Raw genomic sequence first — 23,939 nt, 5'->3', positions numbered from 1 at the left:
AATATACTGACAAATATTTAATTTAGAAAGATGATACTTTTTACGACAAGTATTAATATAAAAAGTTTAAAGGATCAAACTTTTTGAGATTTGGCAAAGGTGTAATTTTTTCTATTGTTGTATTATTCTCAATTATTTTATCTGTTTCATACGCTTTTTTTATTTCTATCATTTTTCCCGTTGAAAGATTATAATCAACAGTTAGAAAGTATCCGGGATTGGCACTATTAAAATGTATACCTATCAACTCAAATTGATTTTTCTGAAATCTAAATTTATGTGTAAATGTTCCTCGTATTAAACTTTGATTAAAAATTAATATTCCTTTTTTTATTTCAATACTTTCTAACAAACATATAGTTATGTTATCTTCTCCGGGAAATTTAGCAACTACTGCCGTTTCTGAACTTAAGACAGTACGATAGCTTTTATCTTTTCCCTGAAATTTAATTTCTAACAAAAATGGATTATGCTTGTCTTTATTATCTTCTTTTACAAGTACTAAATCATCTAAACCATCTTTATTTAAATCTCCATATACCTCAAAAACTACGTGATTATAGTTTTGACAAAAAGAATTACTTGATAAAAATCCAAAAATAAATAAAATATAAATTTTGAATAATTGATTCATAAAATTAGAATTTAATTCTCCAATAAATGATAAACCTGATTGGCAATTTCAAATTCCTCATCAGTTGGAACTACCAAAATTTTCACTTTAGAATCCGGACTGTTTATAGCCCTGTTTTCTTTAGAACGCATTTGGTTTTTATCTTCATCCAGCTTGAGTCCAAAATAGCTCATATCAGTACAAACCAGTTTTCGCATGTAGGATGAGTTTTCACCAATTCCGGCTGTAAAAACAATCGCATCTAAACCATTTAGAGCAGCCGTATAGGATCCAATAAATTTTTTGATGCGATAGGCATTCATATACAAAGCCAGTTCACATTCCTTATTTCCTTTTTCAGCCTGTGCTTCAATATCACGAAGGTCACTATAACCGGTAAGTCCAAGCATTCCGCTTTGTTTTTGCAGAATGTTATTTATTTCTTCCAAAGAATATCCTAATGAATTTTGCATATAAAAAATAACCGACTGATCAACATCACCTGCTCTGGTACCCATTATCAGACCATTTGTAGGACCAAATCCAAAAGAATGGTCAATACTTTTACCATCTTTAACAGCCGTCATACTACAGCCGTTTCCTAAATGAATCGTAATTATATTTTGAAATGGTTTATTATGTTCTCTTAAAAATTCAATTGCTTTTTCAGATACATATTTATGGCTTGTACCATGAAAACCATAAACGCGAATCCTGCTTTCTGTTAACAATTTATTCGGAATTGCAAATTTATACGCTACTTCGGGTATGGTTTGATGAAAAGCAGTATCGAAAACAGCAATTTGAACAGCAGAATTAAAAATTTCTTCAGCTACATTAATTCCTTCTAAATTTGCAGGATTGTGCAATGGAGCCAGGTCAAAAAGCTGTTTGATTTTTGCTTTTACTTTTTCGTCGATTTTTACGGTTTCTGTAAAAGTACTTCCGCCATGAACCACACGGTGTCCTACAGCATCGATTTCAGAAGTCGATTTAATAACTCCTTTTTGATCATCCAACAGCATATTGGCTACTTTTTGCAGACCTATTTTGTGAGTCGCAATCGGTATGGTTTCTTCATATGAATTTGATGAAGCCTTAAAAGTAACATTCGAACTTTCTAAACCAATTCTGTCAATCATTCCGGTACAAATTACTTCGTTTTCCGGCATAACCATTAATTGATACTTTATTGATGAACTTCCTGAGTTTATTATTAATATTTTCATTTTTTTAATTCTATTTCTATTTGTTGCTAAACGAAAAAACCGAATAACATTTTACTTCTAACTTTTAACTTCAATTACAATCCCTGTGCCTGAATCGCCGTAATAACAACCGTATTTATAATATCATCAACGGTACAGCCACGGCTCAAATCGTTTACAGGTTTGTTTAAACCTTGTAACATTGGTCCGATTGCCAAAGCTCCGGTTTCACGCTGAACGGCTTTGTAGGTATTATTACCTGTATTTAAATCCGGAAAAATAAGCACACTCGCCTGCCCTGCAACTTCAGAATCCGGCATTTTACTTTTTCCTACGGCACGATCTACAGCAGCATCGTACTGAATTGGCCCTTCTATCTTTAAATCCGGTCGTTTTTGTTTTACGATTTCGGTCGCAGTACGAACTTTTTCCACTTCATCCCCTTTTCCTGATGAACCGGAAGAATAGGAAAGCATCGCTATTTTTGGTTCAATCCCGAAAGCTGAACTTGAATCTGCTGATGAAATAGCAATTTCCGCCAATTGTTCCGCAGTTGGATTTGGGTTAATCGCACAATCTCCAAAAACAGAAACACGATCTTCTAAGCACATAAAAAATACCGACGAAACTACAGATGAATTCGGTTTAGTTTTAATGAATTGTAATGCCGGTAAAATCGTATGCTGTGTCGTATGTGCGGCTCCTGAAACCATTCCGTCAGCGTGACCTTTATAAACCATCATTGTTCCGAAATACGAAACATCCTCCATTAAATCCCTTGCCATTGTGATGCTTACATTTTTCGCCTTTCGAAGCTCATAATAGGTATTGGCATACTCTTCATAAAACTCAGATTCTATTGGATTGATAATATTAACTTTAGAAAAATCAAACGAAATTCCGAGTTCTGTCACTTTATTTTCAATTTGTCTTTTATCTCCAATAATCGAAATATCGACTACATCCATATCTAATAATCTTGAAGCAGCAATGATAATCCTATCATCATTTCCTTCAGGTAAAACAACATGTTTGCGATGCTGTTTAGCTCTTTTAACCATATTGTACTGAAACATTTTCGGAGTCATTCCTTCAGGAACAAAAGTGATTAATCTCTCAGATAAGGCATCATTATCAACATATTTTTCGAATGTTGTAATTGAGGTTTCAATTTTGTGGGTGTTATTGGCATAAATTTCAGATCGAATTGCACCTATTTTATTTGTAATATGATACGTTCCGCCGTCAACAGCAATAATCGGAACAATGGCAGAGAGTCCTTCAATCAACTTTAAAATACTTTCTTCCGGAAGAATATTCCCAGTCAGGATAATACCTGAAACAGTTGGATAATTAGCCGATTCATTTGCCTGCAAAGCACCTAAAATAATATCCGAACGATCTCCCGGAGTAATTACCAAAGCATTATCATGAAGGTGAACAAGATAATTGTGCAGCTGCATGGCTCCAACACTAAAATGTCCAATTTCATTATTGAGGTAATTTTCTCCAAATAAAACCTTTGCATCAAGTTCATTAACGATTTCCTGCATGGTCGGATTATTTAAACTCGAAATTAGCGGAATCGTATTGATCAGAACATTGTCTGGTAAGGTTTTCTTAAGACTTTTAGTTACCAGTTCAATATTTTCCGGCTGGACTTTGTTGGCAAAAACAGATAAGACTTCGACTTCTTTTACTTTGAAAGAATCATAAACCAGATACAGACTATCCAATAGTTCCTCTAATGTTTTACCAACTCCTGAACCAATAATTATAGTTGGAATTCCGAGGTTTTTAGCAATCAAAACATTCAGATCCAATTCAATTGAAGTTCCTTCGCCCGTGAAACTCGTTCCTTCTACCAAAACAAAATCAAAACGTTCTTCAAGTTTTTTATACTTTTCTATAATTAAATCTAAAACCTCCCCTATTTTGCCTTTATTTTTCTTCTTGATTAATTTACTCTTGGTAATGGCGTAAGCATCTTCAAACTTAATCTCAAGATTAAAATACGAAAGAACCGTTTCGATATGATTGTCTAATTCTCCATCTATAAAATCTTCTACAATTGGCCTGAAATAACCCACCTTGGCTGTTTTACCTATCAGAATGCTCATTAAACCGAGTGTAATAATAGATTTTCCGCTGTTCTGATCGCTTGTGGCAATATATATCGCTTTACTCATAATTTATATTTTGAAACTAAATACTATATTCTAAATCGTAATTTAAAAAACTAAAACCACCGTCTTTTTTTGAAATAAATAATAAGGGCTATAACCAATAGAAACATGACTATCATAACAATAAAGTAGCCGTTTCTGGTATGTAATTCGGGCATATTATCAAAGTTCATTCCGTATACTCCAACAATAAAAGTAAGCGGAATAAAAACTGCCGAAATAATTGTCAGCGTTTTCATTATTTCATTCATTTTCCTGCTTTGTTCTGAAAAATAAAAATTTGAAGCACTTTCTAAAGAACTCATATCTGAATCGATTTGCTCCAAAAGTTCCAGACTTTTTTGATGCAGCCTCACAAAGAAATTAAATGTCTCTTTTTGAATAAGGGAGTTTGTATCATCGTCTTTGATCGTTTTCAAATAATACAAAGAATCCCGAAGCGGCACAATTGCACGCTTTAAAAAGTTAAAATTATCACGGTGATTTTCAATCTTTTCCAGAATAATCGGATCAGCTCCTTTTTTGGTCAAATCAATTAATTCCTCAATATTATCTTCTTCATCTTCAATTGTAATATAAAAGTTTTCCATTACCGCATCCAACAATAAATAAAGCAGATAATCTACTTTTTTAGTCCTTACAATTCCAGCATGTGTGCGAATGCGTTCCCGGATATGTGTAAAGAAGTCACTTCGCTTTTCCTGAAACGAAATCAGGATTCCGTCTTTTAAAATAAAACTAAGCTGCTCTACTTTAAGTCCGTCTGAATATTCTGAAGGTAAAAGTGATTTAATATTGAAAAATAAAACATCCTGCTGTTCTTCCAGCTTTGTTCTTTTAGTTGTGTTTAAAATATCAGCAAGTAAAAAGTCGTCCAGCTTAAAATGATCCCCGATTGTTTTAATGAGATCAATATTGTTTAATCCGTGAATGTTGAGCCAATTATTTTTGGTATAATCAAAACAGGAATTTAACGCCAACACAGTAAACTTTTCATATTCAACAACATCAGCATCATTATATACAAAAAGCTGCATTTCTGATTCGTGATCTTTATGAGCCCCTGTATACTCTAAGGTGGTATGCTGTAGCTTGCGGCCTTCTTTGTATTTTATCTTACGCATCAAAAAAAAATTATTATAGTAATATTACAAAAAAGAATTCGAAAAGGAAATGACAATTATCATTTTGTAACTACTTTAAGACATGAAAAAACCGAGTATTACTGACTCGGTTTACTTTGGAATGTATTTATGTTCCCTACTTTTAATTTCTAAAAGCCTTCCATATTTTTTTGCAAAAGCTTGTTTTAAATTATTTGTTTCTGTACTTGACAGAGGGTTTCTAGAACTAATAATAAAACCATATCGCTTATCTTTAGGAGTTTTAATAAAATTTGATTCGAAAATATTTATTGTACTAATAATTTGATTCAAGGCAATTTTAACATCTTTCCCTTTTAATTCTACAAAATAAAAATCATCATTAGAATGTCTGACAAAACCAAAATCACATTTTTGAATCTGCATAGAAGTAATCAAACAATCATCAATTCGAATTCTTTTAAAATCTTCATTTGAAACAATCTCAAATCTCTTTCCGTTTTCAGAAGCTACTTTACTATTTGAACAACAATTTTGATTTGAAGCAATAAGTTCATTAAAATTATTGTGCATATCTCAACTCTGTTAATTTATCAAATTCTTCTGAAATAATATCTGAGACTCCATCAATTGCATTTGTATCAATACTACGGAATTCTTCGTTTTTGATTGAATATACTTTTCCATCATTTCTTACTTCGTAAACAGAAATATCTTCATAATCCAACCATCGCAAATAAAAAACAATATCGTTAATTTCTTTCTTTAAAACTTCGCGTTCATTAAAAGTGTTTTTAGCCAAAATTAGCGTATCTAATGCGGAAAGCACATATGGACTATGCGTCGTAATTATTAATTTATGTTTTGTACCATTTATATTTTGTATCAAATAATCAATTAACTTTTTTTGCTTTATAGGAAATAAATTTAATTCTGGTTCTTCTATTAAAAAATTTAACTCTGGTTTAAAAACTTCTAGTCTCAACTCATAATTTAAAACCAAAAGAAGTGGCAATAATGACTGAATTCCACTTGAAGCTTTATTCAATTGGAAATCTTTTCCACTAGGATTAGAAATTAACTCCTCATTATTAACAAAAGCATAACTGAAACCAAAATCTTCAAATAACATATTTTGATTTTCTTTTCTCGCAACCTCATATTTAGCAGCAAAATTTTTAAAACAAACAGGAAGTGCTACATTATTTGCCCATAAACCAGAAATAGAAGAGCCTATCAAAGAAGTTAGCATCCTTTCAGGAGGAAAGTATACTGATTTTCTTGTGTCATAAATAATTGAAAACGCTTTTTTAATTTCTTCTGCTGAAAAACTATCTGATAAATTGGTAATATTTCTAAATCTAGTACGCTCTTTATAATCATCTGTAATTTGATCTATTTTATTGTTCTTAATCTTCAATTCCAATTTAGAATTATAATATTCAAAAACAGAATCTTCGAAGCTATAATCAATATTATAATTTTTCAATTGATTATTAAAATCAAACGCTTTTTCATAATCAAAAAGATCAATTGGCTTATTCTTATTTTTTAAAACAACAAAAAAATCCCTAAATATAGAAATCAACTTCGCTAAAACACTTTTTCCTGTAGAAGTATCTCCAATAAACACAACATATTTTGTTAAGTCTATTTCAGCTTCTTTTATAGGACCAAAATTCTTAACTATTAACTTTTCCATTTCTTAATTTTGTAATTTCAATGTAAATATAAATAAAAAAACCGAGTCATTTCTGACCCGGTTTCTATCTTAATACTTACTACTAATTACTTAGTACAAAAGAATTATTTTACTTATTAAAAAATAACAATAACTGATTATCAATACATTACAATACAATGGTACAAATATGGAACAAAGTAATTATTTTATTTCACAAAAAAGCATATTTCTTTCTGAAAGCCAATCATTTTTAAACTTTATTAGAGACAGAGTTATTTCAGCACTTCACATAGCAGCACTGGTAAAAGCAGGAAAACCCGAACTGGCCAGAGAAAAATTGTTCCTGCTTACCGACCTGATTAAAAAATCAAGAAACAAAAACCTCGATTATGGCTTTAATGAATGGTACAAAGCCCAGGATGGTGATCCCATGGGACAGGACTGGCAGAGCTGGTCTGCTGCCCTTTACCTCTACGCGGCAGAATGTGTAAGGACCAACACCACGCCCTTTTTTGAATTCTGATTTTTAACTTAGAAAAATTTATGATACCTATCACGATACAGATTATCTGGCTTTTTATTTTGGCAATGCCCATTGCATGCGTTGCCTGGACGGTAACCCATGAGGAAGTATTCCGGGAGCCCAGGGACTATTGCACCCGGCGCAGTAAAACAGGCAGCTCTATAGCAGAGCGAAAATTCTTTTATCTCTTTACCTGTGAATATTGTTTTAGCCATTACGTTACTATCGTTGTACTTATTGCTACGGAATATAAACTTCTCATGCAAAATTGGACAGGTTATCTCATTGGAGGCTTCTCCCTGGTCTGGATCGCTAACTTTTATATGGGTCTATTCGGTCTGCTGCGTCAGGATATTAAAAAGGAGAAAACCCAGATCAGCGAAATAGAAAAAAGCATCTCCTCTAAAGAAAATCTTCATTAATAATCCAATAGATTTTTTTCAATTAACAGGTAAATGGTCAATAAAGTGTTTGAAGTCACTTCCAAAAGTGCTGAACATCATTTGCTGCCCGCTTAACTGAACACATCTTTGCAATACTAAAATTACTTAAAAAACTTAATCCAGCTAATCATGAAATCAACTATAGGAACCCTTGCAGTGTGCATCTTCCTGATGCTTTGCAGCTGTAATACGGCCTCAAACAGAGACCTTAGTGATGCGAAAGACAATCTTAATAAAGCCAATCGCGAGCTGCAGCAGGCAGCAAAAGATTCCAGGGAGGCAGCAAAGGAAACAGCGATAAGCCAGTGGAAAACTTTTAATGATAAATCCGAAAAAGATGTTAAGGCCTTAAATGAGAAGATCAGGCAATTTGAAAAAAAAATACGCGCAGCGGATCAAAAAGAAAATTTGAGATTAAAAAACGAGCTGAGCCAGAATCGCGAAAAGCTCAAAGCAATGAGGGAAAAGCTGCGGGAACGTAACGCGGAATTTGAAAATGGCATGCTCAAATTTAATGATTCCGTTGCATCCAAAAATGAATCATTCCAGAGAGAATTCAATTATGATATGGATGAACTGGATAAAGCCGTCAAAGACCTTTTTAAAAATAATGTAAAATAATTCTAAAAAACATATAATATGTCCATACAAACCACTGATCCCAACACCAATGCCCTTATCAAAAGTTTTGAAGAAATGACCGATGCAGCGCTGGAAACAGCCGTTGCCAATGCAGAAAAAACTTTTCAGGACTGGAGAAAAACATCCTTTACCCAGCGAATTGACTTAATGCATAAAGTAGCGTCTCTCATGCGTAAAAAAAAACAGGAACTTGCCAGAATCATAACACTGGAAATGGGAAAGCTGATCTCGCAGGCAGAAGCCGAAATTGACCTTAGCGCCAATATTATCGATTACTACGCCGATCATGGAGAAGAATTCCTGTCTGACAAACACCTGAACCCTGAGTACGGTAAAGCCTTTATACGCTATATGCCCCTGGGTGTCGTGTTTGCCGTTGAGCCATGGAACTTCCCTTTTTATCAGGTTGCCCGTTTTGCGGGTCCTAATATCATCGCAGGAAATACCATTCTTATAAAACACGCCTCGATTGTTCCTCAATGTGCCATAGCCATCGAAGAACTCTTCCATGAAGCCGGAGCCCCAAAAGGATTGTACACCAATCTTCTAATCTCCGGAAAAAGGGCTTCAGGGCTTGTTTCGGATCAGAGAATCAAAGGCGTTTCCTTAACAGGAAGCGAAGCCGCCGGGGCAAGTCTGGCTGCAGAGGCTGGACGAAGCCTAAAGAAATCGGTTTTGGAACTTGGCGGAAACGATGCCTTTATAGTACTGGAAGATGCCGATATTGAAAAAACAGTGGATTGGGCCATAGTAGGAAGAATCAATAATAACGGACAATGCTGTGTGGCCTCAAAAAGATTTATAGTCGTTGAGGCTGTTGCCGATGAATTCCTTGCCAAATTCACCCAAAAGATGGCCAGCCTAAAAGTAGGTGACCCGATGGACAGAACAACCCAGCTAGGTCCTTTATGCAATGAAGAAGCTGCTGTATTATTGGCCGATCAGGTCATGCGATCTGTAGATGCAGGAGCAAAAGTGGTACTGGGAGGCAGTCGCTTAAACCGTCCGGGAGCCTTTATGGAACCCACCATACTGACTGGCCTGAAGCCGGGAATGGCAGCTTATCATGAAGAACTCTTTGGCCCGGTGGCTTCTTTTTACCGGGTAAAAGATGAGCAGGCAGCCATTGATCTTGCCAATGACAGCCCCTTCGGACTCGGAGGTTCCGTATTTACAAATGATATAGAGCGCGGCAAGCGCGTGGCTGACCAGATTGATACCGGAATGGTATTTATCAACCATCCCACCTGGACACAGGCCGATCTGCCTTTTGGAGGTACCAAAAGATCCGGCTACGGAAGGGAACTCTCAGAACTAGGAATTAATGAATTTGTTAATAAGAAACTCATCCGCGTAAGCGCGCTCTCTGATCCTTTTTAAATGAATTATGCCATTAGGATCCTTGGGTAAGAGTAGTATTGAAATGGCATAATGCAGTAGATATGAAAGTAAAAGACAAACACGCTTTTTCGCAGGATGTAAAAATACACCTGGAAAAACTTCATGAGATTGTCCGCAATTCCATTGAAGCCGAAGAGCTAATCGTGCACCAGCTCTCTCATCCCCAGATCGAGAACCTGACCAGGGGCGAAAGAATTTCTGATAAAGTGGCGCAATTTGGAGGAAGCTGGAAATTTATAATTTCCTTCTTTGTAATCCTCATACTTTGGATCTCCTTTAATATTCTTGCTATAGGGATCTATGAATTTGATCCTTCTCCCTTTATTCTGCTGAACCTGATTCTTTCGTGTCTTGCGGCACTGCAGGCGCCCATTATTATGATGAGCCAGAACAGGCTTGAGCAAAAAGACCGCATACGAAGTGAAAATGATTATATGATCAACCTAAAGGCCGAAATGCAGATCCGAAGCCTTAACAAGAAAGTAGATTTATTGCTGGAAGAGGAAATAAAAACACTGTTTGATATGCAGCAAAAACAATTCGATCTGCTTGGATCCATCCATTCAAAACTGACCGCAAAAAAGAGCAAATAAGATGGCCTCCTTTAAGCATAACTAATAAATTTTAAAATATACCTTATGAAAACGAATGAAGAATTACAAAAAGACGTACAGGAAGCCATTAAATGGGAACCGCTTTTGCATGCCGCCGAAATTGGCGTAATTGTTAAAGACGGCATTGTAACCCTTACGGGAATTGTAGATAATTATTATAAAAAAACCGAAGCCGAAAATGCAGCCAAAAAAGTAGGCGGTGTCAAGGCTGTAGTGGAAAAAATTGAGATACAGGATGCACGCCACTTTATAAAAAATGATACTGATATCGCTTCAGATCTGGTAAAGTCCTTCTCAGAGAACCTAATCCTTGCTCATAATAACCTGACAGTTAAAGTTGAGAACGGATGGGTTACCCTGGAGGGTCAGCTGGGATGGAACTATCAAAAAGAGCTGGCCAGAAAATCTGCCACCGAACTTCGCGGTGTTAAAGGTGTTATAAACAACATAAGCGTTCAGTCAGAATCCAACAGTGCCATTGAAAAAAAACATGTGGAGAATGCCTTAGCGCTTCACTGGGCGATAAATGCCAAGGATATTACAGTATCCGTATCTGGAACTTCAATAACGCTTTCCGGAGATGTTACATCACTTTACCAAAAAGAGGAAGCAGCCAGAATTACCTGGAATACACCCGGAGTTGCCTTTGTAAAAAATGAATTGACAGTAGATTATAACTATGCCTTTACCGAGTAAAAACCGGAGCTATTGTCAAGCATAAGTGATGAAATACAAAATACCCTCCCTGAATACATCACAGTATTCAGGGATTTTTTTTATAAAATTCACAATAAAATGTAATAAGGGTCACTTCTGACAATGATGTCCATCATTTCTAAAGGCAGTATCATGCAGCACCTTTGTCTTATAAATAATACAAATTTTAAAACTAAACAAATGAAAAATTATACAATTTTAATGATCATTGCTACCATTGCAACAGGACTGAATGCGACCGCCCAAATTCAGAAGGGTAACATTCTAATCGGCGGAAATCTCGCTAACGTTAATCTTGGATTAAACGGTTCAAAGATAATAAGCGCTGAGATTACACCTAAAATAGCCTGGTTTATACAAGACAATATTGCCCTTGGAGGTTATATTGACCTGGGGATTGAAACAGCAAAAAATTCAGGAACTACTACTAGTTACGGTATTGGAGCCTTAGGGCGTTATTATGCCGGAAAAGAAAAAGAGGTGATAAAGCACAGCCGCTTTTTCGCAGAAGCCACTGTAGGTCTTGGAGGGGTTAATGTCAGTGATGCGGATAATACCAACGGGCTTAACATCAGTGCCGGTCCTGGGTTTGCCTACTTTATAACCCCAAATATCGGACTAGAAGTCCTTTTAAAATACAATGCTTTGGTTGGACTAGGAAGTGCGCCCTACCAGGGAAACCTAAATGCATCGTTTGGTTTTCAAATCTATCTGCCGGGCAAAAGCACTGCCAGAAGAGTCCAGAATGATATGCAGTAAAAGCATCATAAACTCAATTTTATAGCGGTCAAGAGAAGAAAATTCACCTGTTGGGAAATCAGGTCCTAACCTATAAAATTGTTTTTTAACTCTAATCTAAATCAAATCCCACTATAATGATAGCCATCGTAAAAGAGCAGCTTACACAGGCAGGAAATTTTTCATTGTTCATCGGACGTTTTTTTAAAGAAATTTTTGTCCCTCCTTTTCAAATCAATGAGTTCCTGCGCCAATGTTACACCATCGGATGCAAATCACTTCCCCTTGTAAGTATTACGGGTTTTATCATGGGCTTGGTACTGACCATTCAGTCCCGGCCGACCATGACAAAATTTGGGGCCGAGTCCTGGCTGCCGAGCATGGTTTCACTTTCCCTTATCAGGGAAATAGTCCCTGTGGTTACAGCCCTTATCTGCGCGGGGAAAATTGCCTCTGGCATTGGAGCCGAACTGGGTTCGATGAAAGTATCCTCACAGATTGATGCTATGGAAGTCTCTGCCGTTAATCCTTATAAGTATCTGGTGGTTACCCGAATATTAGCCACAACGCTAATGGTGCCCATGCTTGTTATTTTTGCTGATCTAGTTGGCATTTATGGAGGTTACATCGGTTATAATGTGCACAGTACTATTACACTGAGCAGGTATTTTTCAGAAGTAATCGAACATCTGGATTATCTGGATCTTATACCCGCCACGATAAAAACATTCTTCTTTGGATTCTTTATCGGGGTCATTGGCTGCTATAAAGGTTTTAATGCCTCTAGCGGCACGGCAAGCGTGGGACTTGCAGCCAATTCAGCAGTAGTGACAGCATCACTTTCTATTTTTATTGTCGATATGCTGGCGGTGCAAATCACCGATTTATTTTTCTAAGCCATGAAAGAAGAGCCCATCATAAATATCAAAAACCTTTACAAGGCTTTTGGAAAAAATAAAGTTCTTAGAGGAATCAGCCTTACGGTAAAAAAAGGGGAAGATCTGGTTATTCTTGGGCGTTCCGGCTCGGGGAAATCAGTAGCTATAAAATGCCTGGTTGGGCTTTTGGAAGCAGACAAAGGGAAGTTAGAAATCTTTGATACAGACATCACCAAGCTTAATTATAAGCAGCTTAATGAAATAAGGCTCAAAATAGGTTTTATGTTCCAGAATGGGGCCTTGTACGATTCGATGTCGGTTCGTGAAAACCTGACTTTTACCTTAAAACATCATACACGCCATTTGACAGAAAAAGACATCCAGGAGCAGATTCTTGATGCGCTGGACAGCGTTGGACTCAAAGAGGCTATTGACAAAATGCCTTCCGAATTGTCAGGCGGAATGGTCAAACGCATCAGCCTGGCAAGAACGATCATCATCAAGCCTGAAATCATATTTTATGATGAACCCACTGCGGGGCTAGACACGATTACGGCTCAGGAGATCAGTGAACTGATCTTATCGGTACAGAAAAAATACAAAACCACATCCATCATCATTACCCACGATATGATCTGCGCTAAAATGACCGGCAACCGCATCATCATTATCAAAGACGGTCTGATCCATGCCCAGGGTACGTATCAGGAACTCGAAAACAGTTCGGATCAGTGGGTCAAATCATTCTTTTTTGCAGCCAATCAATACCAGGCGGCCTCTGGCCTTCCTGTTTAAATAATACTATCATGAAGAAAAAATCAGATTATATCTGGAAATTAGGATTGTTTGTAATTGCCGCGCTGACTATTTTTCTTGTTGCGGTTTATTTCATTGGCAAAAGCCAAAACCTTTTTGGAGACACGTTCCATTTAAAAGCAAAATTCAAAAATGTAAGCGGGCTAAAAAACGGCAACAACGTACTGTTATCGGGAATCACTATCGGAACCATAAAAGACATTTCTTTTATTTCCGACTCTACAGTAGTGGTTAATATGGTAATCCGGGAAGAAGTACATCAATACATTAAAACCGATGCCTGGGCCAGTATTGGCTCCGATGGACTTATGGGCGATAAAGTACTGACCATCTCCCCTAAAAACAGCTTTGCGCAAATGGTAAAAGACGGCGATATGATTGCATCGAGTGAAGCTGTCGGAATGGAAGACCTGATCGCAGGACTCAAAAAAAGTATCGACAATGCCGAGATTATTACCAAGGAGCTATCCCAATTCAGCTATAAGATCAATAATGGAAAAGGGGCCCTCTCCAAAGTACTAACCGATGAGAATTTTGCAAAGAGCATCGATGTTACCATGAAAAACCTAAAGGACAGTTCCAACGAATTTGCTGTTTTCACCAAAAAGATCAACGATAAGGACGGGACGTTATCAAAACTTATGACGGATCCTTATTATGCCAACAGCATAAAAAAAACACTCTCCGGTTTTGAGAACAGTGTGACTGATTTAAATGTTTTTACAAAAAAACTAAATAGTGGAAAAGGTATCCTGCCCAAACTGATCAGTGATGAGAGATTGGCCAACTCATTAGATTCAACACTGGTAAATTTACAAACAGGCTCCAAAAATCTAATTGAAATTGAGCAGGCTGCCAAACAGAATTTCCTTTTGAGAGGTTATTTCAAGAAAAAGAAAAAACAGGAAGCAAAAAAAGAACTGGAACTCCAAAAAGCAGTCAGTACTAATTAATTAATTCAAGTTGCTAGTTAATTGATTTGTTTAATTGTAGTGCGAATACAAAGAGTGTAAGCTTTATAATAAACCCATCGAGTGTCACCGCGTGTATTGTTCTTGGGAAAAGTTTTTTGATATCGCTAATTGTTGTTTCTACTCTTTTTCTCATTTTTAATTTTTCCCTTTTTTGTTCTAAAGTATCATTTCTTTTAGAATTCGACTTTCTTTGAATTTTCAATAAAATTGCTTTTCGTTCCAAAGCTTTATCTTCTAAACTATAATCTAAATAAGCACTATCGCCATATATTGAAGCTTCGGCAGGTAATTTGTCAATCATTCTTCCTAATGATTTTACATCAGCTGTTTTTCCTGGTGTAAAATGAAATGCTATTGGAATACCTGATTTTGTTGTTACTAATTGTACTTTGACACCGTAAAAGTAATTGCGCATACTTGCCGTGTAACCTCTCCACTTTTTATCTTTAAGAATTTTGCATTTTGAAATTCTCATATTATGGTATACCGCTACTGGAAAAGAATCAATTATATAATGCATTTCGCAACAAAAGTCTTTAAAATAAGAACTTATAATTTCAAATAATTCATAAAGAAGCTTACCTATTTTATGAAGCCGCCTATTGAATCTGCTTTTCTCAAGCATATTAGGGATATACCCATATTGCTTCATAAATTGAATTGCAGAACAATGATTACCATAAAAACTTGTCGAGGAAACTATGGCTGTTATTATTATTTCACTGTCACTTACTTGTCTTCTAATATCGTCTTTGTGCTCAATTCCTTGTAAAATATCATCCATTAAACAAAAAATTGAAATAATTTTGTCTTTTGTAAGCATCATATCTGTGAGTCTTTAGTTGTCGTAAACCAAATTTCTCACTTTTGATGCTTACTTTTTATATTTTATAACTAGCAACTTGAATTAATTATCTAAATAAAACTAAAATGAGAAGGCTTCAGGATAAAGTAGTATTTATTACCGGAGGCAATTCCGGAATAGGAAAAGCCTCCGCTCTGGAAGCGGCGCGAGAAGGCGCTACAGTTGTAATTGCCGATCTTTCCGTGAAAGATCATCAACAGACAATTCTGGATATTGAAGCGCTGGGCGCTCCCTGTATGTTCGTCCCAATTGACGTCAGTGATGTTGAAAGTGTTAAAAAGGCTATTACAGACACCGTTGAAAAATACGGCAGGCTGGATGTGGCGTTCAATAATGCAGGAATTGGAGGGGTATATTCCGGAATTCATGATATGTCTGAAGTGGTATGGAACACTTTAATCGCCGTGAACCTTACCGGTCAGTTCTATTGCGTTAAATACGAACTGCAGCAGTTTCTCAAACAAGGGGGCGGCGTTATTGTCAATATGTCTTCTCTGGGCGGATTAAAAGCCGAGCACGGTTTAGTCCCGTACACGGTTGCCAAACATGGTGTATTGGGATTAACAAAAAACATCGCCGTTCAATATGGCGCGCAAAATATACGCGGGAATGCCATCTGTCCCTATTATGTAGAAACGCCTTTACTGGATGCAGCGCCCGAAACAGTCCATCAGGCCTGGATCAAGGGCACTCCGGCAAAAAGGTTATGTACGCCCCAGGAAGTCGCCAAAACATTTATTTTTCTGACCTGTGATGATTCGAGTTACTGCAATGGTACCCAAATTATTTTAGATGGCGGCGTACTGGCTTAAAATTCCCGAATATTTTACCTACGGTGCAAGTTATGATGATATTGCCCTTTCCAATAAGTAACAACCATCACTTATTGCTTCGCTTTCTGTCATTTTGGTTTGGCTCTAATAGCTTCAACTTTGCCCTTAAAAAGCAGCAACTCCAAAAAAGCGAAAATGAAAACCACTACGTCAAAAAGAGCCCATATAAAAAGACTTACCAGCAAACTCTCAAGTATTCTTTGTGATGAGTACATCCTTTTGACCAAAACCAAAAGCATAGATAACGGTTTACAGTCTGTTGATTTTCAGGATGAATATCTTTTTTTCAATGCCCAGTCCAGCGAAATTGATAGTATAATTGAGCGCGTTGAGAAACGTGTTCATGACTCGGGCCATTATGCAGATGCCATGCTCAAGGCTTTTTTAAAGGTCACGCGATTCAATAAAAAAAGAAAAAAAACAAATGACCGTAAAGGATATATAAGTGAATTGCTCGGTGATCATGAAAACCTCATTATGATACTAAAAAAAAATACATCCCTACTTGAAACAGCTTCTAAAGACAGTAAAACAGATGATTTTGTAACTACACTAACCGAAAGCCATGAGAAAATGGCCTGGTTCCTTCGCTCCTACTTAAAATAATGCCTTTAACAAATTAAGAACAATCATGAAAACTAAAATAAAATTCACGCTGCTGCTCCTGACCGTAATCTGCTCAGGACTGAGCCAGACGCTTATGGCACAATCCCATTTCAAAATTGGTACATCCAAAATTAATGAAATGAAAATATCGGGAACCTCCACCTTTCATGACTGGACGATGAAAACGGCTGTTTTTTCAGGAAAAGCAACATTTAATACGGGTGCTGAAAATCAAATTACAAAACTCAGCGCCATTGCGTTTAACCTGCCCGTGCTCACCCTTAAAAGCGGTCAGAAAAAATTAGACAAAAATGCATACAAAGCCCTGAGAACCGATCAGTTTAAAGAAATCCTGTACAAACAGGTTTCTGCTGAGGTAATGAGTGTAAATAATTCCAAATTCCATATCAAAACAGCCGGAAAACTTACCATTGCCGGGGTTACCAAAGATGCTGTTATTGATTTGTACTGTTTTATAAATAAAGACGGAAGCATCAGTTGTGACGGTAATTATCCCATAAACATGAGCGACTACAATGTTACTGCTCCAATATTTATGGGCGGAGTCATGAAAACCGGTGATGCAATCAAGCTTGAATTCTCTTTCCTTTTTGAAAAATCTTAATTTAAATGAAAAATATAGTAATACTATGTCTTTGCCTAACAACGGCCCAGGCACAAAAGAAACCCATGCAGTATTTTAGGTACAACGATCAAAGGGGACTCAATGTTTTCGAAACCACCAAGAAAGATACCGCATCCTTCGGAGGGCTTAAAGTAAAAATAGGTGGTAATTTTACCTTGGATTTTCAGGGACTCAACCATCAAAATACACCAAGTCCAGTTCTGGTTGACGGTATAAACAGCAACGAGCTTATCGAAATTGACAATGCATTTAATCTGGCCATGGCCAACCTGAATCTCGATGCGCAGCTCGATGATGGAATACGAATGAACCTTACTGTTTATTTGTCCTCCAGACATCATGAGGAAACCTGGGTAAAGGGCGGTTATATACAATTCGATAAACTGCTATTCCTGAAAAGTGATTTCATGGACAAGGTAATGAAATACGTAACGCTCAAAGCAGGTGCTTACGATGTGGATTATGGTGATCAGCACTTTAGAAGGACTGACGGGGGAAACGCCATTTACAACCCTTTTACAGAAAACTATATCCTGGATGAATTTGCCACTGAAATTGGAGGAGAGGTATACTTTCATCACGATTCAGGCTGGATGGCTTTATTTGGAACAACCAATGGCGCCTTAAACCCAACGGTTGTTGTTTCAACTAAAACAGATGACGCAACCGGAGAACTCAACAAACCCACGGCGGCCTATCATGCTAAAATTGGCTATGACAAACAAATAAATAAGGATCTCAGATTCAGGCTGACAGGATCTTTTTACAATGTAAAAAGAGCAGAAAACAACACCCTGTTTGCAGGAGACCGAACTGGATCGCATTATTTTTATGTCATGGAAAATACTACGGCAACAGCGGTTAACAATTTCCGCTCAGGACGTTACAATCCCGAATTTAGTCAGCAGGTAACCGCTTTTATGATCAATCCTTTTGTGAAGTTTAAAGGTTTTGAACTCTTCGCAACCTATGAAGTTGCAAAAGGCCGAAAAATTACCCAGGCCGATACGCATCAGGTCATTCAGTCTGCCGTTGACCTTATTTACAGGTTTCCGGCCGGCAAAGAAAACTTTTGGATTGCAGGGAGGTACAATACACTAAAGGATAGCCCGTTAAACCAAAATGACCAAACCATAAACCGTGTGGTAGGTTCTGCAGGATGGTTCCTGACAAAAAACATCCTGATGAAAGCCGAATACGTAAATCAGAAATATAAAAATTTTCAGCCTGCCGATATCAGGCACGGCGGGCAATTCGACGGCTTTATGTTGGAAGCTACGGTGGGATTTTAAATCCATTCAAAACATACTTCGCAAAAAGTGTTTAACATCAATAATGAAAATGAGCAGTGTCATTTCGTATGGCAAAACTTCTGTTCAATTTTGTATTCATATAACACGCCGGGTTTATTTCGATAAATCAGGTTTAAACATAACATCTATAAAATTTAAAATTATGAAAGCAAATTCAAAAAAAATGGTAGCTGAAATAACAACAGCAATTACCACTGCAATAACAGCAAAATCAAACAGTAAAAAGATTCTCAAAACAATTGACAATACAGCCAAAAAGATGGCTAAAAAAATCAACAAAAGAATTATGAAAACTACTGCAAACCTTACAGGAAAGAAACTAAAAAAAGCGCCAAAAACTAAAAAAAGCGAAAATGGAATGCTGCCTGAGGTAAAAAAAAACAAATTACTAACACAGATGGCGGCCGACGAAATTAAAGCCAATTAAAACATCCTGCAATTCAATAAAACCTGAACATAACAGTATCTATTGTTATGTTCATTTTAATTAAAGACTTATCCCTTACCAATTCCATTGTCAGAGAATTCCAAGCTAATACCTCCCCGATGAAATATAAATGTATCTTGATTTTTTTACTGTACAGTACCTGGTTAATATCGCGGGCATCTTCTATGGACCATGTGCAAAAACAGTTTCAGCAAAATCCTGCTGTGCAAATCGACACCACCAAAATTCCGGCTTTTTTTGAGACCTATCCTGAATTTAAACCCTATAAGGCTCAGGTAAAACTGCTCTACAAAAAGCACGGTGATTACATCTGGTACGACCAAAAAGGACTTGTTGAATTTGCCTATGTACTACACAAACAGGTAGGGCAAATGAGAGAAGAAGGTCTTCCTATTCCAATTCCGTATGAAATGGAATTTACTAAAATCTTTGAACAAAATGCCGGTACAATCCCAAGTTTGGAATCGGAGCTACTGATCAGCTGCATGTATTTTTTCTATACTAACAAAGTTTTCAGCGGATTTACCATAGGAAAAAGCGAAGAAACAGGCTGGTACCTTCCAAGAGAGGATGCTTCCAATGCGGCATATCTCGATACCCTTGCACAGGGAATTGCTTCTAAAAAGGAATTCAAACAGGAGTATTTCAATCAATATTATCCCCTTAAAAAGGCTTTAAAAAAATATCTTGAAATTGAAAAAAAGGTGGATGGAGATCAGTAAAGCTTGACAAAGGAATTAAATCACTTCAGTTGGGTGATTCTTCCACTACGGTACAAGAGGTAAGAAACAGGATGTTTTTAGAGGGTTTTATCACAGAGGATAACGCATCTAATGTTTTTGATCAAACCATAACTAATGGTATAGCGGCTTATGGAACCAGTAAAAATCATGATTTTGAAAACATGATCACGCCCAGTCTTATTGAAATGCTTAACGTTCCTGTAGAAAGCAGGATCAAAACCATTTCTGTTAATATGGAAAGATGCCGCTGGATCAGTGCTAAAATAAATTCGGCACAGGAATATATCGCGGTGAATATACCTTCTTTCAGATTGCTGTATTACCGTGAGGGAAAGCCATTTCTTGTTTCTAAAGTTGTTGTGGGAAAAGAATTTCATAAAACCATTGTATTTAGTGGCAGTATGAGTTATTTGGCCTTTAGCCCGTACTGGAATGTACCTGCAAGTATCCTTAGAAAAGAAATACTCCCCAAGATAAAAAAGAACCCTAATTACCTTGAAAACCAGAATATGGAATGGCATGAAGGACACGTAAGACAGAAACCCGGAGGCAGCAACGCTTTAGGTTATGTGAAATTTATGTTTCCGAATTCCCATAACATTTACCTTCATGATTCGCCATCCAAATCCTTTTTCAATAAAGACAAAAGAGCTTTTAGCCATGGATGCGTGCGGGTTGAAAAAGCCCGTGAGCTCGCACTGGCCATTATGGCAAAAGACGCCAACTGGAGCAGCAAAAAAGTAGATCAAGCCATGCACTTGGGAAAAGAAAATACCTATGTGCTTCAGGATAAAATCCCGGTATACATTGCCTACTTTACCGCCTGGGCAGACGGCAGCGGAAATGTTGCCTTTTACGACGACCTTTACAAGAGGGACAATGCCCTGGCCAAAGTGCTTTTCGAAAATTAAGTTTTATGTCCTCCTAATTAAAAAAAGTCCTAATGGAAGACTATCGGGATTTTAGCTTTTCTATTAATTTTTCATCTTGCTTATTTTCATGTAATCCAGAATTTTAAGCTGGCTGCCTTTTTTTTCTATTAATCCTTCATTTCTAAACTCGGTCAGGGTTCTGCTTACTGTTTCAGAAGCGGTCCCGGACATGGCAGCCAAATCATCACGGGTTACATTGATACTATCTTCTTTTGTTGCTTCTTGCTGACGAAAGAGTCTCAGCAATGATTCTGCAATACGTTTTCTGACTGACTGATAGGCCAATTGCAGCAAATGTGTATCCTTTGCCTTTATTTCATTAGACAGGATTTTAATGAATTTCTCTGCCACTTCAGGATATAATTTTAGTAATTCTTCGAGCTGTTCCTTTGGAAAAAAACACAATTGACTATCTTCCAGCGCCGTTGCAGTATCGGTATAGGTTTCATCTGAAAGAATCGTGTGAACCCCTAAAAAATCATTGGTGTGGTACATACCGGTCATCAGTTCCCTGCCATCTTCAGAGAGTTTGACCGTTTTGATTTTACCTGAGATTACCAAATAAATGCCTATGGCACGATCGCCTTCATAATGGATAATCTGGTTTTTCTTAAATGGTCTGTGAATATGCTCTTCTATCATTTTTTTCAGCTCAGAGAGCCCTTCTTTATCTCCCACTAAACTTTCAAGCCGCCCGAGCGAGTGACTGTAAAAATTCATTTCAGAATTCTTCTTGTTGATTCTGCTTTCAATGGCATGTAAAAGTTCCATAGCATCAAAAGGTTTGGTCAGATAATCATCCGCTCCCATTTCCATAGCTTTTCGCAAATCCGGCCTTTCTGATTTTGCGGTAATAAAAATAAAAGGGATTGTACTTGTTTTTGGATTTTTATTAAGCATATACAATACACCGTAACCGTCGAGCTCCGGCATCATAATATCACATAAAATGATATTGGGCAGGTTTAGAACAGCAGATTCAACACCTGCCTTGCCATTATTGGACTGATAAACAGTGTATCCGGCTAAATTAAGGATTTCTACAATATTTTCCCTAATGTCATTATTATCGTCAATAATCAGTACTTTGCTCATGATATGGGAAATGTTAAGGTGAATAATGTTCCGTCTTGTTCATTACTTTTAAAATCTGCCGTTCCCTTCATCAGGGATACATAACGGCTCACTATATTTAAACCAAGCCCGGTACCTGGGATACTGCCGGTGTTGTTGGCCCTGAAAAAAGCCTGAAACAAATGTTTTTGCTCCTCCAGAGGAATACCGATACCATCATCATGAACTGAAATGATATAATCTAATGCGTTAATCTCTGTTGTAAAATCAATAGTGGAGTTGTCACCGGAATATTTGATTGCATTTGTAATGAGGTTAATGGCACAGTTCTTTAACAAATTAGCATCGAGGTACATCATCGTTTGGTCTCCCGTATGTTTATAAACAATATTTTGATTGGGTTTGGCCAGCAGCTGCATTTCTTCGGTTATTATCTCACAAAATTTAACCATATCAAAACAAGTAAAACTAGCCTTGATCTTGCCAATTTCTAATTTTTCAACATAAAGAAAATCATTAAGTATAGCCGTTAAACTCATCACTGAATTTTTAATTTTCCCAACATGCTTATTTATAGGCTCACTTTGAAAAGACTCGGCATATTTTTCAATTAGTGAAGCGGATAACTGCACCGTACTTAATGGGGTACGAAACTCGTGGGAAGCCATCGATAAAAAGCGATTCTTCAATTTATTAAGCTCTTTTTCTTTCTCCAGGGAAATACTTATTTTTTCTTTCGCCTTTTCCAAAGCAAAAATTGTATCGTTGAGCGACTTTGTCCTTTCCTCTACAAGTTCTTCCAGATGAGATGCATAATCCTTATACCGTTCCTCTTCTACTTTCTGCTGGGACAGGTCATGAATAAAACCGGCATAAATAGTCCTTCCTGAATATTTCACCTCACTAACTCCAAGTTTCATTGGAAAGAGGTCACCGCCTTTACGCATTCCTGTGAGTTCACGGCCCATGCCAATTATACTGGCTTTTCTTGTTGTTTTGTACGTACTCAAATAGTTATTATGCCTTTCCCTGTCAGGCGACGGCATGAGCATTGAAATGTTTCTGCCTACCACTTCCTCTTGCTGATAACCAAAAAGTACACAACCGGCAGGATTGATCGTTTCAATAGTACCAATGTCGTCTATGGTAATGATTCCATCCAGGGCATTTTGTACAAGAGCGTATAACAGTGCGGCATTATCCATCATCTAAATTGATCAAATTATGATGATCCCTATAAAGGTCGGCTATTTAAAAATGGGAAGTTACATTCTACGGTAATTTCACAATATAATTAACACATTATCATTGATTTAACACCAAAAAGAATTTATCAATCTAGTTTTGACTGCTTTATGGGTTATTATGGAATTTCAATTATCGCAGTGAATGAAAAAAATGATTGACATCATTCTTTGCACTGCTTTAACTCATTTCTGTTTAAGTCTTTATATCGCTTCTTTGCCATGAAAACCTAAAAACAAATATGATGTCATACAATCCAAGACCAATTAGCATGCTGCTTATAAAGAAGGAATCGAAAACAACAGATGTATTTCAGACCACTTTGACTAATTTAGAATCCAAAAAATCCATTACCACATTTAAAAACAGTAAGTTATGCATGGAATATTTAAAAAAAGGATCGAGCCTGGCCACTCCAATGGTATTTTTCAATTTAAATGATAACCGATACAAATGTCTAAGCGAAATAGTGTCTATCAGAAATGACCAACAAAATAAAAATCTATTAATAGTGGTATACGATCCCAAGGCTGCACTGCTTGATGAAGATACATTCGTTGCGGGTGCAAATATTTATATTAAGAAATCAAGTGATGCCGCAGCACTGAAAAAAGTGCTTAAAAAAATAATCAATATCGATTGGTATTATGAGTCAGGCAAATTTAATCGTGAAACCTTTTTTGTATCGGTTTAA

General features: G+C 36.8%; 27 protein-coding genes. 18 read left to right on the top strand and 9 right to left on the bottom strand.

Annotated features, from left to right (window positions below):
- Positions 1–52 precede the first annotated feature (52 nt).
- The 6 genes from BXU10_RS23725 to BXU10_RS23700 form a co-directional block, all read right to left on the bottom strand.
- Positions 53–634 (bottom strand): hypothetical protein, encoded by a 582-nt coding sequence (locus BXU10_RS23725; protein WP_078229909.1) that lies wholly within the window; start codon positions 632–634, stop codon positions 53–55.
- A gap of 11 nt (positions 635–645) precedes the next feature.
- The gene (locus BXU10_RS23720; RefSeq protein WP_078229908.1) at positions 646–1,842 is read right to left on the bottom strand and encodes an acetate/propionate family kinase; all 1,197 of its coding nucleotides are present in this window, start codon (positions 1,840–1,842) and stop codon (positions 646–648) included.
- A 74-nt stretch (positions 1,843–1,916) separates the two neighbouring features.
- On the bottom strand, positions 1,917–4,010 hold the full coding sequence (gene pta / locus BXU10_RS23715) for a phosphate acetyltransferase (protein WP_078229907.1): 2,094 nt from the start codon (positions 4,008–4,010) through the stop codon (positions 1,917–1,919).
- A gap of 50 nt (positions 4,011–4,060) precedes the next feature.
- Positions 4,061–5,131 (bottom strand): magnesium/cobalt transporter CorA, encoded by a 1,071-nt coding sequence (corA, locus tag BXU10_RS23710; protein ID WP_078229906.1) that lies wholly within the window; start codon positions 5,129–5,131, stop codon positions 4,061–4,063.
- 111 nt (positions 5,132–5,242) lie between these two features.
- Complete coding sequence (locus BXU10_RS23705; protein WP_078229905.1) at positions 5,243–5,683, bottom strand: hypothetical protein; 441 nt, start codon at positions 5,681–5,683, stop codon at positions 5,243–5,245.
- A complete protein-coding gene (locus tag BXU10_RS23700; RefSeq protein WP_078229904.1) occupies positions 5,673–6,812 on the bottom strand; it encodes an AAA family ATPase in 1,140 nt (379 codons plus the stop codon). The genes BXU10_RS23705 and BXU10_RS23700 overlap by 11 nt, the downstream gene beginning before the upstream one ends.
- 169 nt (positions 6,813–6,981) lie before the next feature.
- Here BXU10_RS23700 and BXU10_RS23695 point away from each other — a divergent pair, with 169 nt between their 5' ends.
- The 10 genes from BXU10_RS23695 (at position 6,982) to BXU10_RS23650 (ending at position 14,519) form a co-directional block, all read left to right on the top strand.
- Positions 6,982–7,317 carry a hypothetical protein gene (locus BXU10_RS23695; protein WP_189328123.1) on the top strand — a complete coding sequence of 112 codons (336 nt, stop codon included), beginning with the start codon at positions 6,982–6,984 and terminating at the stop codon, positions 7,315–7,317.
- A 20-nt stretch (positions 7,318–7,337) separates the two neighbouring features.
- Complete coding sequence (locus BXU10_RS23690; RefSeq protein WP_223255556.1) at positions 7,338–7,739, top strand: hypothetical protein; 402 nt, start codon at positions 7,338–7,340, stop codon at positions 7,737–7,739.
- A gap of 150 nt (positions 7,740–7,889) precedes the next feature.
- Entirely contained in the window at positions 7,890–8,381 is a 492-nt protein-coding gene (locus BXU10_RS23685) for a hypothetical protein (RefSeq protein ID WP_123922092.1), read from the top strand.
- 18 nt (positions 8,382–8,399) lie between these two features.
- Positions 8,400–9,782, top strand: coding sequence for an NAD-dependent succinate-semialdehyde dehydrogenase (locus BXU10_RS23680; RefSeq protein WP_078229902.1), 1,383 nt, complete (start codon positions 8,400–8,402; stop codon positions 9,780–9,782).
- A 62-nt stretch (positions 9,783–9,844) separates the two neighbouring features.
- The gene (locus tag BXU10_RS23675) at positions 9,845–10,396 is read left to right on the top strand and encodes a DUF1003 domain-containing protein (RefSeq protein WP_078229901.1); all 552 of its coding nucleotides are present in this window, start codon (positions 9,845–9,847) and stop codon (positions 10,394–10,396) included.
- Between the two features lie 45 nt (positions 10,397–10,441).
- The gene (locus BXU10_RS23670) at positions 10,442–11,113 is read left to right on the top strand and encodes a BON domain-containing protein (protein WP_078229900.1); all 672 of its coding nucleotides are present in this window, start codon (positions 10,442–10,444) and stop codon (positions 11,111–11,113) included.
- 153 nt (positions 11,114–11,266) lie between these two features.
- Positions 11,267–11,893 (top strand): hypothetical protein, encoded by a 627-nt coding sequence (locus tag BXU10_RS23665; RefSeq protein ID WP_223255555.1) that lies wholly within the window; start codon positions 11,267–11,269, stop codon positions 11,891–11,893.
- A 116-nt stretch (positions 11,894–12,009) separates the two neighbouring features.
- Positions 12,010–12,768, top strand: coding sequence for an ABC transporter permease (locus BXU10_RS23660; RefSeq protein ID WP_078229898.1), 759 nt, complete (start codon positions 12,010–12,012; stop codon positions 12,766–12,768).
- A 3-nt stretch (positions 12,769–12,771) separates the two neighbouring features.
- Entirely contained in the window at positions 12,772–13,545 is a 774-nt protein-coding gene (locus tag BXU10_RS23655; protein ID WP_078229897.1) for an ABC transporter ATP-binding protein, read from the top strand.
- 11 nt (positions 13,546–13,556) lie between these two features.
- The gene (locus BXU10_RS23650) at positions 13,557–14,519 is read left to right on the top strand and encodes an MlaD family protein (protein WP_078229896.1); all 963 of its coding nucleotides are present in this window, start codon (positions 13,557–13,559) and stop codon (positions 14,517–14,519) included.
- Positions 14,520–14,532: 13 nt separating this feature from the next.
- On the opposite strand, the gene BXU10_RS23645 is transcribed toward BXU10_RS23650, so the two are convergent.
- The gene (locus tag BXU10_RS23645) at positions 14,533–15,366 is read right to left on the bottom strand and encodes an IS982 family transposase (RefSeq protein WP_223255554.1); all 834 of its coding nucleotides are present in this window, start codon (positions 15,364–15,366) and stop codon (positions 14,533–14,535) included.
- Positions 15,367–15,470: 104 nt separating this feature from the next.
- On the opposite strand from BXU10_RS23645, the gene BXU10_RS23640 reads away from it, so the two are divergent.
- The 7 genes from BXU10_RS23640 (at position 15,471) to BXU10_RS23610 (ending at position 20,905) form a co-directional block, all read left to right on the top strand.
- Positions 15,471–16,217: an SDR family NAD(P)-dependent oxidoreductase gene (locus BXU10_RS23640; RefSeq protein ID WP_078229894.1), complete on the top strand. Its 747-nt coding sequence runs from the start codon at positions 15,471–15,473 to the stop codon at positions 16,215–16,217.
- A 156-nt stretch (positions 16,218–16,373) separates the two neighbouring features.
- The gene (locus BXU10_RS23635; RefSeq protein WP_078229893.1) at positions 16,374–16,844 is read left to right on the top strand and encodes a ferritin-like domain-containing protein; all 471 of its coding nucleotides are present in this window, start codon (positions 16,374–16,376) and stop codon (positions 16,842–16,844) included.
- A gap of 25 nt (positions 16,845–16,869) precedes the next feature.
- The gene (locus BXU10_RS23630) at positions 16,870–17,469 is read left to right on the top strand and encodes a YceI family protein (RefSeq protein WP_078229892.1); all 600 of its coding nucleotides are present in this window, start codon (positions 16,870–16,872) and stop codon (positions 17,467–17,469) included.
- A gap of 5 nt (positions 17,470–17,474) precedes the next feature.
- Complete coding sequence (locus BXU10_RS23625; protein ID WP_078229891.1) at positions 17,475–18,782, top strand: hypothetical protein; 1,308 nt, start codon at positions 17,475–17,477, stop codon at positions 18,780–18,782.
- A 163-nt stretch (positions 18,783–18,945) separates the two neighbouring features.
- On the top strand, positions 18,946–19,230 hold the full coding sequence (locus BXU10_RS23620) for a hypothetical protein (RefSeq protein WP_123922091.1): 285 nt from the start codon (positions 18,946–18,948) through the stop codon (positions 19,228–19,230).
- A gap of 119 nt (positions 19,231–19,349) precedes the next feature.
- Positions 19,350–19,973 (top strand): hypothetical protein, encoded by a 624-nt coding sequence (locus BXU10_RS23615; RefSeq protein ID WP_123922090.1) that lies wholly within the window; start codon positions 19,350–19,352, stop codon positions 19,971–19,973.
- 29 nt (positions 19,974–20,002) lie between these two features.
- Positions 20,003–20,905 carry a L,D-transpeptidase family protein gene (locus BXU10_RS23610; protein ID WP_123922089.1) on the top strand — a complete coding sequence of 301 codons (903 nt, stop codon included), beginning with the start codon at positions 20,003–20,005 and terminating at the stop codon, positions 20,903–20,905.
- A gap of 63 nt (positions 20,906–20,968) precedes the next feature.
- On the opposite strand, the gene BXU10_RS23605 is transcribed toward BXU10_RS23610, so the two are convergent.
- The gene (locus BXU10_RS23605) at positions 20,969–22,021 is read right to left on the bottom strand and encodes a response regulator (protein WP_078229887.1); all 1,053 of its coding nucleotides are present in this window, start codon (positions 22,019–22,021) and stop codon (positions 20,969–20,971) included.
- On the bottom strand, positions 22,018–23,208 hold the full coding sequence (locus BXU10_RS23600) for a PAS domain-containing sensor histidine kinase (protein WP_223255553.1): 1,191 nt from the start codon (positions 23,206–23,208) through the stop codon (positions 22,018–22,020). The genes BXU10_RS23605 and BXU10_RS23600 overlap by 4 nt, the downstream gene beginning before the upstream one ends.
- Before the next feature lie 278 nt (positions 23,209–23,486).
- On the opposite strand from BXU10_RS23600, the gene BXU10_RS23595 reads away from it, so the two are divergent.
- Complete coding sequence (locus BXU10_RS23595; protein ID WP_123922088.1) at positions 23,487–23,939, top strand: hypothetical protein; 453 nt, start codon at positions 23,487–23,489, stop codon at positions 23,937–23,939.

Origin of the sequence: Flavobacterium sp. LM4 (genome assembly GCF_002017935.1) — a bacterium.
GTDB lineage: Bacteria > Bacteroidota > Bacteroidia > Flavobacteriales > Flavobacteriaceae > Flavobacterium > Flavobacterium chungangense.
Note: the sequence above shows the minus strand (reverse complement) of the source record. Positions and strands in the feature narration are given on the sequence as shown.

Coding starts and splice junctions, on each gene's coding strand:
- BXU10_RS23725 (WP_078229909.1), bottom strand. CDS start 634: ATGAATCAATTATTCAAAATTTATATTTTATTTATTTTTGGATTTTTA.
- BXU10_RS23720 (WP_078229908.1), bottom strand. CDS start 1,842: ATGAAAATATTAATAATAAACTCAGGAAGTTCATCAATAAAGTATCAA.
- pta (WP_078229907.1), bottom strand. CDS start 4,010: ATGAGTAAAGCGATATATATTGCCACAAGCGATCAGAACAGCGGAAAA.
- corA (WP_078229906.1), bottom strand. CDS start 5,131: ATGCGTAAGATAAAATACAAAGAAGGCCGCAAGCTACAGCATACCACC.
- BXU10_RS23705 (WP_078229905.1), bottom strand. CDS start 5,683: ATGCACAATAATTTTAATGAACTTATTGCTTCAAATCAAAATTGTTGT.
- BXU10_RS23700 (WP_078229904.1), bottom strand. CDS start 6,812: ATGGAAAAGTTAATAGTTAAGAATTTTGGTCCTATAAAAGAAGCTGAA.
- BXU10_RS23695 (WP_189328123.1), top strand. CDS start 6,982: ATGGAACAAAGTAATTATTTTATTTCACAAAAAAGCATATTTCTTTCT.
- BXU10_RS23690 (WP_223255556.1), top strand. CDS start 7,338: ATGATACCTATCACGATACAGATTATCTGGCTTTTTATTTTGGCAATG.
- BXU10_RS23685 (WP_123922092.1), top strand. CDS start 7,890: ATGAAATCAACTATAGGAACCCTTGCAGTGTGCATCTTCCTGATGCTT.
- BXU10_RS23680 (WP_078229902.1), top strand. CDS start 8,400: ATGTCCATACAAACCACTGATCCCAACACCAATGCCCTTATCAAAAGT.
- BXU10_RS23675 (WP_078229901.1), top strand. CDS start 9,845: ATGAAAGTAAAAGACAAACACGCTTTTTCGCAGGATGTAAAAATACAC.
- BXU10_RS23670 (WP_078229900.1), top strand. CDS start 10,442: ATGAAAACGAATGAAGAATTACAAAAAGACGTACAGGAAGCCATTAAA.
- BXU10_RS23665 (WP_223255555.1), top strand. CDS start 11,267: ATGCAGCACCTTTGTCTTATAAATAATACAAATTTTAAAACTAAACAA.
- BXU10_RS23660 (WP_078229898.1), top strand. CDS start 12,010: ATGATAGCCATCGTAAAAGAGCAGCTTACACAGGCAGGAAATTTTTCA.
- BXU10_RS23655 (WP_078229897.1), top strand. CDS start 12,772: ATGAAAGAAGAGCCCATCATAAATATCAAAAACCTTTACAAGGCTTTT.
- BXU10_RS23650 (WP_078229896.1), top strand. CDS start 13,557: ATGAAGAAAAAATCAGATTATATCTGGAAATTAGGATTGTTTGTAATT.
- BXU10_RS23645 (WP_223255554.1), bottom strand. CDS start 15,366: ATGATGCTTACAAAAGACAAAATTATTTCAATTTTTTGTTTAATGGAT.
- BXU10_RS23640 (WP_078229894.1), top strand. CDS start 15,471: ATGAGAAGGCTTCAGGATAAAGTAGTATTTATTACCGGAGGCAATTCC.
- BXU10_RS23635 (WP_078229893.1), top strand. CDS start 16,374: ATGAAAACCACTACGTCAAAAAGAGCCCATATAAAAAGACTTACCAGC.
- BXU10_RS23630 (WP_078229892.1), top strand. CDS start 16,870: ATGAAAACTAAAATAAAATTCACGCTGCTGCTCCTGACCGTAATCTGC.
- BXU10_RS23625 (WP_078229891.1), top strand. CDS start 17,475: ATGAAAAATATAGTAATACTATGTCTTTGCCTAACAACGGCCCAGGCA.
- BXU10_RS23620 (WP_123922091.1), top strand. CDS start 18,946: ATGAAAGCAAATTCAAAAAAAATGGTAGCTGAAATAACAACAGCAATT.
- BXU10_RS23615 (WP_123922090.1), top strand. CDS start 19,350: ATGAAATATAAATGTATCTTGATTTTTTTACTGTACAGTACCTGGTTA.
- BXU10_RS23605 (WP_078229887.1), bottom strand. CDS start 22,021: ATGAGCAAAGTACTGATTATTGACGATAATAATGACATTAGGGAAAAT.
- BXU10_RS23600 (WP_223255553.1), bottom strand. CDS start 23,208: ATGATGGATAATGCCGCACTGTTATACGCTCTTGTACAAAATGCCCTG.
- BXU10_RS23595 (WP_123922088.1), top strand. CDS start 23,487: ATGATGTCATACAATCCAAGACCAATTAGCATGCTGCTTATAAAGAAG.